Raw genomic sequence first — 12,088 nt, forward strand, 5'->3', positions numbered from 1 at the left:
GCGCAAGGGGCGAGGACGACGGCGCCACCTGGAGAGGCGGTCGCCGAAGGGCCTTCAGGCCTCGTAGTTGCGCTCGTCGGCGATCACCTTGCCGTCGTTCGGCAGGGCACCGGGCAGCACGCGCTCGACCTGGCCGGAGAGCTTGGTCACCTCCCGCAAGGTGGCGGAAATCGCCTGGTCGAGCCCGTCGCCATGGGCCTCGGCCTCATAGGCAAGGCGCATGACATCCTGCTCCGCCTGGCGCTCGACGATGAGCCGGGCACGGGTGATTTCCGGGTGCCGGCCGAGCAGTTCGGAAATCTGCTTGGGGTCGACGAACATGCCCTTGATCTTGGTGCGCTGGTCGGCCCGGCCCATCCAGCCCTTGAGCCGCATGTTGGTGCGACCGCACGGCGAGCGCCCCGGCAGCACGGCGGACAGGTCGCCCGTGCCGAAGCGGATGAGCGGATAGGCGCGGTTGAAGTTGGTGACCACGACCTCGCCGACCTCGCCCTCCGGCACCGGCACGCCGGAGCCCGGTCGGACGATCTCGACGATGACATCCTCGTTGACGATCATGCCCTGGTCGGCCGCCGCCTCGTAGGCGATGACGCCGGCATCGGCGGTCGCATAGGCCTGCAGCACCTCGATGCCGCGCTCGCGATACTCCGCCCGCAGGCTGGGGAACAGCGCGCCGCCGGAGACCAGCCCCCGCCGCAGCGAGGAGGCGTCGCGGCCGAGCTCGGCCGCCTTGTCGAGCAGGATCTTCAGGTAGTCGGGCGTGCCGGCATAGCCGGTCGGGCGCAGGGTGGCGATCGCCTCGACCTGCATCTCCGTATTGCCGACGCCGGCGGGAAACACCGCACAGCCGAGCGCCCGCGCGCCGTGATCGAGAATGAAGCCGCCCGGCGTCAGGTGATAGGACAGCGCGTTGTGGACGATGTCGCCGGCGCGGAAGCCGGCGGCGAAGAAGGCGCGCGCAGCCGACCAGGGATCGACCTCGCCGCCCTGCGGTTCCCAGATCGGGCCGGGCGACATGAAGATCCGCCCCATGGCGGACAGCGGTGCCGTCGCGAAGCCGCCGAAGGGCGGGGTCTGCGCCTGCGCTGCCATCAGGTCCGGCTTGCGCAGCACCGGCAGGCGGGCGAGCGCTGCCCGGTCGGCGAGCGAGGCCGGGTCGCATCCCTCGAGGTGGCGGGCCCAGCCGGGCGCCTTCGCCATCGCATCGGCCACATGGCCGGGAAGCCGCGCGAAGAGGTCGGCGTCCCGTTCGCCCGGTTCGCGGGTCTCCAGGGTGTCGAAATGCTCTGCGCTCATGACGCGCTCCTCGTGAACTCTGGGCTGGGCGAAAGGATGGACCTTCCGCGTCTCCGCCGCCGGGTTCCCTGCCCTGCGCCGGCCTGCTGCTGTGGCTGGACGCTGTGCCGGCTCAGGCGAGCCAGCGCTTGCGGCGCTTGTAGTGCTTCACATTCCGGAACGACTTGCGCCCCTCGCCGCCGACGCCGAGGTAGAATTCCTTGACGTCCTCGTTCTCGCGCAGCGCCTTGGCGGCGCCGTCCAGCACGATGCGTCCCGACTCCATGATGTAGCCGTAGGTGGCGTAGCGCAGGGCGACGTTGGTGTTCTGCTCCGCAAGCAGGAAGGACACGCCCTCCTTCTCGTTGAGCTCCTTTACGATCTCGAAGATCTCCTCGACCAACTGCGGGGCAAGGCCCATCGACGGCTCGTCGAGCAGGATCATGTTCGGCTTGCTCATCAACGCGCGGCCGATGGCGCACATCTGCTGCTCGCCGCCCGAAGTATAGCCGGCCTGGCTGCCGCGTCGCTCGCGCAGGCGCGGGAAATAGGCATAGACCTTCTCGAGGCTGGCCTTGACGGCTGCATCGCCGTCGCGCCGGGTGAAGGCGCCGGTCAGAAGGTTCTCCTCGATGGTCAGGTGGCCGAAGCAATGGCGGCCTTCCATGACCTGGATGCAGCCGCGGCGCACCAGGTCGCTCGGCGACAGCGACTGCACCTGCTCGCCCTTGAAGACGATGTTTCCCTTGGTCACGTCGCCGCGCTCGGCCTGCAGAAGGTTCGACACCGCCTTCAGCGTCGTGGTCTTGCCGGCGCCGTTGGCGCCCAGCAGGGCGACGATGCCGCCTTCCGGCACGGTCAGCGAAACGCCCTTCAGCACCAGGATGACGTGGTTGTAGATCACCTCGATGTTGTTCACCGCGAGGATGGTCGAAGCGGACGTCTCGGTCTGCCGTGCATTGGCGTCCATGTCAGTCTTCCGGCGCTGGGCGTTGGGCGGGCCGGCCCGGGCGGATGAGGCGCGGGCCGGCGGGTCTGGTGCCGGTCCGCAGCCGTGCCGCGGACCGGAGTTTTCTCGAAGGCTGCCTGGCTCAGTTGGCCGGGCAGGCGTCCGCGCGGGTCGGCCACGGGGCGTTCGACGTCGCGTAGTCCTTCGAGGCCTGCATCAGGATCGGCGTGACCTCTTCGGTCATCGGCGAGAACCAGTCGGTCGCCGGGATCCACTTCTCGCCATCCCATTCCTGGATGAACAGCGGATGGTGACCGGAGTGATTGGCGCAGGTGATCTCGATCGGCGCGATCATGCCCTTCAGGCCGATGGCCTCCAGGCGTGCCTCGTCGATCTTCAGGTTCTCCAGGCCGACGCGCATGTCCTCGGCGTTGATCACCTTCTTTCCGGTCATTTCCTGGGCGATGCGGATCGCTTCGACCATGTACACCGCATTGACGACGCCGCGGTTGTAGAGGTTCTCGCCCACCGTGCTTGCCGGGGTATGCGACTTGCCCGTATCCACGACCAGCTTCTTGATGTCCTGCAGCGCCGGATAGTCGGCACCGACATTGTTGAAGCTGACGGACTTGTAGCCCTTCGCACCCGTGCCGCCGGCCCGTGCGTCCTCGTCGCCGCCGGCCCACCACACGCCGATGAACTTCGACATGTCGAAGCGGTTCTTCACCGCTTCCTTGATGGCGGTCGGGTTCATGGCGCCCCAGCCCCACATCACGACATAGTCGGGACGGTCGCGGCGGATGGACAGCCACTGCGAGGACTGGTTCTGCATCTCCTTGCCCGGGACCGGGTACTGCAGCACCTCGAAGCCGTACTTCTGGGCAAGGTTCTCCAGCAGCGGGATCGGCTCGCGGCCGTAGCCGGCATCAAGGAAGATGTAGCCGATCTTCTTGCCCTTGAGGCCTTCCATGCCCCCTTCCTGGTCGCCGATATACTTGACGATCGCAGACAGGCCGTCCCAGTACGTGTCCGGCGGATTGAACACCCAGGGGAAGGTGTTGCCGTCGGCCGCCGCCGACAGGCCGTAGGCCATCGACAGGACCGGGATCTTGTCCACCGACGACTTGGGGATCACCTGCAGGGTAATGCCCGTCGACCACGGATTGAACACCAGCGTGTTCTTCGCCTTGGCCTGCTCGTAGCACTCCACGCCCTTCTGCGTGTCGTAGCCGGTCTCGCACTCGTCGAAGGCGATCTTGACGCCGTTCACGCCGCCGTCGCGCTCGTTGATCATCGCCAGGTAGTCGGACATGCCGTTGGCGATGTGGATGCCCGAGCCGGCATAGGGGCCGGTCCGGTAGGTCGGCAGCTGGATGTAGACGGAGTCCTCGGCGAGAGCCGGGGCGGCAAAGGACGCCGCCAGGCCCACCAGGACCGATCCCGCCAGGAGAGTTCTCATTCGCATGTCTTTCCTCCCGTTCGTGCCCCTTGTGGGGCCTTGCCAATGGAGCCTCGCCATTTGGACCGGGTCCGGCTCGCGCCCCGATGGCATGCTTGAGGGTGGCCCCCTCCTGCGCGGATCCTCCCCGATCACGCGTAAGGGAACGGCCAGACCCTGAGCTTCTCCTTGCCGATCGCCCACAGCCGGGCCAGCCCGTGCGGTTCGACGATCAGGAAGAAGATGATGAGCGCGCCGATGACCATCTGCGCGACCTGGAAAACCGTCTCTGCGGCGACATCGACGCCCAGAGCCGGCAGGCCGACGCGCAGCAGGATCGGCAGGATCCAGATGAACGCCGCGCCGAAGAACGATCCCACCAGCGAGCCGAGGCCGCCGATGATCGCCATGAACAGCACCTGGAACGACAGGGTGATCGAGAACACCGCCGGCTCGGAGGCGCCGAGATAGAAGAACACGAACATCGCGCCGGCGACGCCGCACACATAGGACGACACGGCGAAGGCCGAGAGCTTGGCGATGAGCGGGCGCACGCCCATGAGCTCCGCAGCGATGTCCATGTCGCGGATCATCATCCACTGCCGGCCGATGCGGCCACGGATCACGTTCTTGATGAGCAGGGTCATCACCACGACGATGGCCAGGACCACGTAGTAGCGGGCCGTGCCGCTGGCCGCCGGGCCGGTGATCAGCGTCCCGAAGACCTCGCGCCCGGGCACCTCGATCGCGCCGGACGAATTGTAGTTGTACAGCCACGGGATGCGGATGAAGCACCACTCGAGGAAGAACTGCGCGGCGAGCGTCGTCACGGCAAGGTACAGGCCCTTGATGCGCAGCGACGGCAGGCCGAAGACCACGCCCGCGGCCGCGGCGAAGACGCCCGACAGCAGGATGTGGACGATGACGTTCACCTCCGGGAAGATCGTCACCAGCTTGTAGCAGCTGTAGGCGCCCACCCCCATGAAGGCGCCGGTGCCCAGCGACAGCTGGCCGGCATAGCCCGTCAGGATGTTGAGGCCGATCGTGGCGAGCGCCAGGACCAGGAACGGAATGGCGACGGCCGAGAGCGTGAATTCGCTCGCCACCAGCGGCAACAGGAGGGCGACCACGATAATGACGGCAATGCCGATACGGTCCTGGCGGATCGGGAAGATCTGCTGGTCGGCGGCATAGGTCGTCTTGTACTGGCCGGCTTCACGATAGAACATGGCTGGCTCCTCAAATCCGCTCGATGATCTTTTCGCCGAACAGGCCCTGCGGACGGAACAGCAGGAAGATCAGCGCGATGACATAGGCAAGCCAGCTTTCGATACCGCCTCCCACGAGGCCGCCCCAGTAGATCTCGCCGACCTTCTCGCCGATACCGATGATCAGCCCGCCGATGATGGCGCCCGGGATGGAGGTGAAGCCGCCGAGGATCAGCACCGGCAGCGCCTTCAGCGCCACGATCTCCAGCGCGAAGGACACGTCCGAGCGCGCACCCCACATGATGCCGGTGGCCAGCGCGACGATGCCGGCGGCGAACCAGACGATCGCCCAGATCTGGTTGAGCGAGATGCCCACCGACAGGGCCGCCGTGTGGTCGTCGGCGACCGCGCGCAGGGCGCGGCCGATGCGGGTGCGGTTGAAGAACACTGCAAGGCCGCCGACCATCAGCAGCGCGATGACCGCCGCCGCGATGTCGATATGCTGCAATATCACGAGCCCGCGCTCGCCCATCTCGAAAGCCGTCGATCCCGTGGGCAGTCCGAGTTCGGAGGTGATCATCTGCTTCGGCTCGCCGCCGAAGATCACCTCGCCGAAGCCGATCAGGAAATAGGTCATGCCGATGGTCGCCATCAGCAGGATGATGTCCGGCTGGCCGACCAGCGGCCGCATGACGAATTTCTCGATGCACACGGCGAGGATCGCCATGATGCCGATTGCCAGGATCAGGGCGAGCCAGGCCGGCACCCCCTTCTCGTGCAGGCCGACCAGCGACAGGCCGGCGAACACGACCATGATGCCTTGCGCGAAGTTGAAGACACCCGACGCCTTGTAGATCAGCACGAAACCGAGCGCGATCAGGGCGTAGAGCACGCCGGCGACGAAACCTTCCCAGACCACCTGGATCAGGAAGTCCGGTGCGTCGACCATCTGCACGAAGGGGTCGATGAGGATGTTGTAGAGCATGTCCATTAGTGCGGGACCCCGAGATACGCGTCGATCACATCCTGGTTCGACTGCACCTCCTCAGGAGGCCCGTCGGCGATCTTGCGACCGTAGTCGAGCACGACGACGCGGTCGGACAGGTCCATGACCACGCCCATGTCGTGCTCGATCAGCGCAATCGTCGTGCCGAACTGCTGATTCACGTCGAGGATGAAGCGGCTCATGTCCTCCTTCTCCTCCAGGTTCATGCCCGCCATCGGCTCGTCGAGCAGCAGGAGCTCCGGCTCCATGGCAAGGGCCCGGGCCAGCTCCACCCGCTTCTGCAGGCCGTAGGGAAGGCGGCCGACCGGCGTCTTGCGGATCGCCTGGATCTCGAGGAAGTCGATGATTTCCTCGACCTTGCGGCGATGCTCGATCTCCTCGTTCAGCGCCGGCCCCCAGTGCAGGCACTGCCAGAAGAAGTTCTTGTTCATCTTCAGGCCGCGGCCGGTCATGATGTTGTCGAGCGTGGTCATGCCCTTGAACAGCGCCACGTTCTGGAACGTGCGGGCGATGCCGTGGCTCGCCGCCTCATAGGGCTTCATCTTCCGCCGGACCTGGCCGCGCCAGGTGATCGTCCCCTCCTGGGGATGGTAGAAGCCGTTGATGACGTTGAGCATCGACGTCTTGCCGGCGCCGTTCGGCCCGATGATCGCCCTCACCTCGCCCTTGAGGATGTCGAAGGAGATGTTGGTGATCGCCTTCACGCCGCCGAAGGACAACGAGACGTTGTCGACGCGCAGAAGGACTTCGCCCTTGGTCAGGCCGGAATGTCCGGCCATGCCGGCGGGATCGACAAAGGCGTTCATTCTGCCGCCTCCCTGAGGCCGCTGCCTGCGGCCGGATAGGTCTGCATGTCGCGGATCTCGACGGTCGCCTCGATCGCGCCCTTGCGGCCGTCCTCGAAGGTGACCTCGGTGCGCACATGCTTGTTGGTGGAACCGTCGTAGAGCGCCTCGATCAGCGGGGCGTAACGGTCGGCGATGAAGGAGCGCCGGACCTTCTGCGTGCGCGTCAGCTCGCCGTCGTCGGCGTCCAGCTCCTTGTGCAGCACCAGGAAGCGCTTGATCTGCGCCCCCGCCATCATCGGCTCGTTGGCCAGGTCGCGGTTCACCTCGTCGACATGGCTGCGGATCATCTCGTAGACCTGCGGATGCGCTGCCAGTTCCTGGTAGGAGGCGTAGTTGACGTTGTTGCGCTCGGCCCAGGACCCGACGGAGGTCAGGTCGATATTGACGAAGACGCCGCAGAAGTCGCGCCCGTCGCCGAAGGCCACGACCTCTTTCACGTTGGGATAGAACTTCAGCTTGTTCTCGATGTATTTCGGCGCGAACAGCGAGCCATCGGTGAGCTTGCCGACGTCCTTGGCACGGTCGATGATCTTGAGATGGCCGTTGTCGGCGATGAAGCCCGCGTCGCCCGTCAGCACCCAGCCATCCTCGGTCTTGGTGGTGCGGGTCGCCTCGTCGTTCTTGTAATAGCCGACGAAGACGCCCGGCGAGCGATAGAGCACCTCGCCGTTCTCGGCGATCTTGATCTCGACGTCCGGCGCCGGCATGCCGACCGTGTCGCCGAAGATCTCGCCGTCCGGCTGCATCGTGATGTAGACGCTGGCCTCGGTCTGGCCGTAGAGCTGCTTCAGGTTGAGGCCGAGCGAGCGGTAGAAGCGGAAGATCTCCGGGCCGATCGCCTCGCCGGCCGTGTAGCCAACGCGCAGCCGGGTGAAACCCATCTGGTTCTTCAAGGGGCCGTAGACCATGAATTCGCCGAGCTGGTAGAGCAGCCGGTCGACCAGCGACACCTTCTCGCCGTTGAGGATCGGCTCACCGACCCGGCGCGCCAACGCCATGAAGCTGTCGAACATCTTCTTCTTGAGCCGCCCGGCATCCTCCATGCGGACCATGATGAGGGTCAAAAGGCCCTCGAAGACGCGCGGCGGAGCGAAGAAGTAGGTCGGGGCGATCTCGCGCCGGTCGGACAGGACCGTGTCGAGGTTTTCCGGGCAGTTGACGCAGTATCCGGCCAGATAGGCCTGGGCCAGCGAGAACACGTGGTCGCCGATCCAGGCCATCGGCAGGTAGGCGATGGTCTCCTCGGTCTCGTTCAGCTTGTCGAAGGCATTGCCGTTGCGCGCCGAGATGACGAGATTGTCGAAGGACAGCATCACGCCCTTCGGCCGGCCGGTGGTGCCGGACGTGTAGAGCATGACCGCAAGGTCGGCGCCCTTGGCCGCGGCGATGCCCTCGAGCCAGGCCTTTTCGCGGGCGCCGTCGGCGGCGAGCGCGGCGCGGCCGTTCACCTGCAGCTGCTCGAAGGAATGAAGCCGGGTGTGGTCGTAGTCGCGCAGGCCCCGCGTATCGTCGTAGACGATATGCTCGAGCTTGGGCAGCTGCTCCGACATGGACAGGAGCTTGTCGACCTGCTCCTGGTCCTCGACGCAGGCGAAGCGGACCTCCGCATGCTCCAGGACATAGGCCATCTCTTCGGCGACCGAGTCCGAATAGAGCGGGACGGGCACGCCGCCGAGCGACTGCGCCGCGACCATCGACCAGTAGAGCCGCGGACGGTTGGCGCCGATGATGGCGATCCTGTCTCCGGGCTTGAAGCCGGCGTCCTGAAGACCGATCGAAAAGGAGCGGATTTCCTCCAGCACCTGCGACCAGGTCCAAGTCTGCCAGATTCCGAGATCCTTCTCGCGCATGGACGGCCGGTCGGCGAAGACACGGGCATTGCGCAGAAGAATCTTCGGAAAGGTGTCCTCGTCGAGGCGCTCGACGACGGGCGACCCTGCCATGCGTTTCTTCCCCTCTGGACGCCCCGTTTTCGGGGTCGTTCGTTTCAGCGTTGCCGGGACACGAATGGCCCCTGCGGCGACAACCCCTTCTCTCTTGTCGGAGACTCGGCACGGGTTGACGCGGATTTCCGCTTAAAGGCAACGCTAGGGCCCCAGCGTTGCGCCAGTATGTGCCAATTGCAACGAATTGTTTCAAAGACCGGGGAGCCGACTATCGACGAGAGACGATATCGACAGCCGCGAAGGGCCGGCTAAACTCGCCCCATGACACGCCGCGACCTGTATCGCGAGCGGCTCGACCTGTTGCAGGCGGCGCTCGACCACATCAACCAGGGGTTCTCCGTCTTCGACGCGGACCTGCGCCTTGTTGCATGGAACCGGCAGCTGTTCTCCATGCTCGAGTTTCCCTGGCATCTCGCCCGGCGCGGCACGCATCTCTCCGCCTTCCTGGAGGTGAATGCGGCGCGCGGCGAATACGGTCCGGGCGATGTCAGCGACATCGTCGCGCGCCGGGTCGAGCGGGCGAAGCTGTTCGAGCCGCACACCTTCGAGCGGGTACGCCCCGACGGGCAGGTGGTGATGGTGACCGGCGCGCCGCTTCCCGAAGGCGGCTTCGTCACGACCTATACCGACATCACCCGCGAGCGGCAGCACCAGGCCTCGCTGGAGCGCACCGTCGCCGAGCGGACCCACCAGCTGCGCCAGAGCGAGGATTGGCTGCGGCTGGTCACCGAGAACATCCCCGCGCTCGTCGCCTATATCAGCCCCGGCCCGATCTACCGCTTCGCCAACCGCCGCTATGCCAAGTGGTTCGACCAGACGGTGGAATCCATCGCCGGCCGTCACGTCGGCGACGTGCTCGGCCCCGACCTCTATGCCCGGCTCGGGCCGCATATCGAAAAGGCGTTCCAGGGCCAGGCGGTCTCCTACGAATATTCGCGCACCCGCCCCAACGGCGTGATCGCGCATATGCGCTCCACCCTCATCCCCGACCGCACGCTGGACGGGCGCGTGCTCGGCTGCTTCGTGCTATCGCTGGATGCGACCGAGCAGAAGCGCAGCGAGGCGGCCCTGGCCCAGGCCCAGCGCATGGAGGCGGTCGGCCAGTTGACCGGCGGGCTCGCCCACGACTTCAACAACCTGCTGACGATCATCATCGGCAACGTGCTGGCGCTGCGACGCAAGGTGGACATTCCGGCAATGCCCGACCTTGCCACGCATCTCGATCCCATTCACCAGGCCGCCCAGCGCGGCGCCGACCTGACCCGGCGCCTGCTCGCCTTCGCGCGGGGCGATGCCTCCGACGTGCGCCCCATGCGGCTTGCCCCGCTCACCGCGAATGTGGAAGGGCTACTCGCCGGCTCCCTGCCGAAATCGGTCGAGCTCGCGCTCGACCTTGCCGCCTGCGATGCCATCGTGCGCGTCGATCCGGCCGAGTTCGAGAACGCGCTGGTCAACCTGGTGCTCAATGCCCGCGACGCCATGCCCTCCGGCGGCACCATCGCGATCTCGCTCACCTGCTCCGATCTCACCCGGGCCGAGGCCGACAGGTTCGGCGTCGCGCCCGGACCGCATGCGCTGCTCGAAGTGCGCGACAACGGCGAGGGGATGAGCGAGGAAGTGCGCCGGCAGGCTTTCGACCCGTTCTTTTCGACCAAGCCCTTCGGAACGGGGAGCGGCCTCGGCCTGCCGACCGTCTATGGCTGCGTGCGGCGCAGCGGCGGCGGCATCCTGATCGACAGCACCCCGGGCGCCGGCACCGTCATCCGCCTCGCCTTCCCGATGATCGATGCAGAGCCCGGCCCGCAGGACAGCGCGGAGGGCGAACCGGCCGCCAACGGCAACGGCGAACTGGTGCTGGTGGTCGATGACGATACCGACGTCGCCGACGTGGTCCGCGACCAGCTCTGCGCCCTCGGCTATTCGGTGCTGGTGACCGGCAGCACGGACGACGCGCTTGACCTCGTCCGCGACGTCGAGGACATCCGGGCCGTGCTCAGCGACATCGTCATGCCGGGCCAGACCAACGGCATCGCGCTTGTTGCCGAGCTAAGAAAACGGCGGCCGGGTCTTCCGGTCGCGCTGATGACCGGTTACCGTCAGGGCCCGACGCGGGAGGCTCAGGCCCCGGACTGCCCGGTGCTGCCGAAACCCTTTTCCAGCCGCCTGCTTGCCCGGACCATGAACGAGATACTTGCTTCATGAACCACCCCGACCCGATCCAGGGAAGAGACGCTGCCGCCGGCACGGACCCGCTCGTCTTCATCATCGAGGATGAGGCGGAGATCCGGGCCCTGCTTGCGGACACGCTCTCCACCTATCGGTTTCGCACGGAGGTCTTCGCGACCGCCGACACGGCCCTGGTCGCTATCGGCCAGCGCATGCCGGCCGCGATCATCCTCGACCTCGGCCTGCCCGACATGGACGGGATGGAGATGATCAACCGCGTACGGGCGCGGGGCCCCGTGCCGATCCTCGTGCTGTCCGCCCGCGCCCATGCTTCCGACAGGATCATGGGGCTGGAATTCGGCGCCGACGACTATGTGGTGAAACCGTTCGACCCGCGCGAGATCGTGGCGCGGGTGCGCTCCTTGCTGCGCCGCGCCGCACCGGCGACGGCAGCGGGCAGCAGCGAGAGCGGCGAGCGGGTGCCGCGGGAATTCGCGCGTTTCGAGAACTGGCGGTTCGAGCCGCAAAGCCACCGCCTCGTTGATCCGGACGGCGAGGAGACCTTCCTGTCCACCGGCGAGGCGGCAATCCTGACAGCGCTGCTGAAGGCCCCCCGCCGGGTGCTCAGCCGCGACTACCTGCTGGAACATGGCGGGCGCGACGACACGCTCGACCGGGCGATCGACGTGCGCATCTCGCGCATCCGCAAGAAGCTGACCCGGCCCGACACGCCCACCCTCATTCGCACCGTCTACGGTTCGGGCTACATGCTGACCGCACAGGTGGACTGGGTCTCCGGATAGGGACGGGTCACACTCCTCAGTGACAGTGATAAGGCTGGGACCCAGCGTGGCAACACTGCCCACGCGGGCTGTCCTTGCGACATCCGCCGCCATGGGCGCTGGCGCTGACCGTCGCAAACGCAACAGCCGTCAGAATACACCCCAGAAAATATATCGTCTTCATTTCAAAAACTCCTTATTTCAACAACTCGCAATCTATACATAATGCAAGATTTATTCAATTTTATTAGATGCAACCAAGCGCAACCATAAGATTAATTAGAAAATATAGAGACGATCTTGCAACGCAGAAGCACAACATCTGAAACACGTGAAAGCGAAGTGATATCAGACTGTTGGACTCACGCTGCGGAAGGCTGGCCGAAAGCTGGCGCAACGAAGGCACAACCGGAAACGAACACGGCCGCCAGGAGGCGGCCGTGAACTGAAGATTTTTCTGGCGACACGCA

The 12,088-nt window shown here is 65.9% G+C and carries 9 protein-coding genes; 2 read left to right on the forward strand and 7 right to left on the reverse strand.

Going from position 1 to position 12,088, the window contains the following annotated elements; translation table 11 throughout:
* Positions 1-54: 54 nt before the first annotated feature.
* The 7 genes from GH266_RS10520 to GH266_RS10550 form a co-directional block, all read right to left on the reverse strand.
* Complete coding sequence (locus GH266_RS10520; protein ID WP_158193865.1) at positions 55-1,296, reverse strand: phenylacetate--CoA ligase family protein; 1,242 nt, start codon at positions 1,294-1,296, stop codon at positions 55-57.
* Positions 1,297-1,408: 112 nt separating this feature from the next.
* The gene (locus GH266_RS10525) at positions 1,409-2,245 is read right to left on the reverse strand and encodes an ABC transporter ATP-binding protein (RefSeq protein ID WP_158193866.1); all 837 of its coding nucleotides are present in this window, start codon (positions 2,243-2,245) and stop codon (positions 1,409-1,411) included.
* Between the two features lie 121 nt (positions 2,246-2,366).
* Entirely contained in the window at positions 2,367-3,689 is a 1,323-nt protein-coding gene (locus GH266_RS10530; protein WP_158193867.1) for an ABC transporter substrate-binding protein, read from the reverse strand.
* 125 nt (positions 3,690-3,814) lie between these two features.
* Positions 3,815-4,891 carry a branched-chain amino acid ABC transporter permease gene (locus GH266_RS10535; RefSeq protein ID WP_158193868.1) on the reverse strand — a complete coding sequence of 359 codons (1,077 nt, stop codon included), beginning with the start codon at positions 4,889-4,891 and terminating at the stop codon, positions 3,815-3,817.
* A 10-nt stretch (positions 4,892-4,901) separates the two neighbouring features.
* Positions 4,902-5,855, reverse strand: coding sequence for a branched-chain amino acid ABC transporter permease (locus tag GH266_RS10540; RefSeq protein ID WP_158193869.1), 954 nt, complete (start codon positions 5,853-5,855; stop codon positions 4,902-4,904).
* Positions 5,856-5,860: 5 nt separating this feature from the next.
* Entirely contained in the window at positions 5,861-6,682 is an 822-nt protein-coding gene (locus GH266_RS10545) for an ABC transporter ATP-binding protein (RefSeq protein ID WP_120269661.1), read from the reverse strand.
* A complete protein-coding gene (locus GH266_RS10550) occupies positions 6,679-8,667 on the reverse strand; it encodes an AMP-binding protein (protein ID WP_158193870.1) in 1,989 nt (662 codons plus the stop codon). The genes GH266_RS10545 and GH266_RS10550 overlap by 4 nt, the downstream gene beginning before the upstream one ends.
* Positions 8,668-8,931: 264 nt before the next feature.
* Here GH266_RS10550 and GH266_RS10555 point away from each other — a divergent pair, with 264 nt between their 5' ends.
* Together GH266_RS10555 and GH266_RS10560 are read left to right on the forward strand one after the other, a co-directional pair.
* A complete protein-coding gene (locus GH266_RS10555; protein ID WP_158193871.1) occupies positions 8,932-10,872 on the forward strand; it encodes a PAS-domain containing protein in 1,941 nt (646 codons plus the stop codon).
* Positions 10,869-11,639: a response regulator transcription factor gene (locus tag GH266_RS10560; RefSeq protein ID WP_158193872.1), complete on the forward strand. Its 771-nt coding sequence runs from the start codon at positions 10,869-10,871 to the stop codon at positions 11,637-11,639. Before GH266_RS10555 ends, GH266_RS10560 begins: the two co-directional genes overlap by 4 nt.
* Positions 11,640-12,088 lie beyond the last annotated feature (449 nt).

The organism is Stappia indica (assembly GCF_009789575.1).
GTDB lineage: Bacteria > Pseudomonadota > Alphaproteobacteria > Rhizobiales > Stappiaceae > Stappia > Stappia indica_A.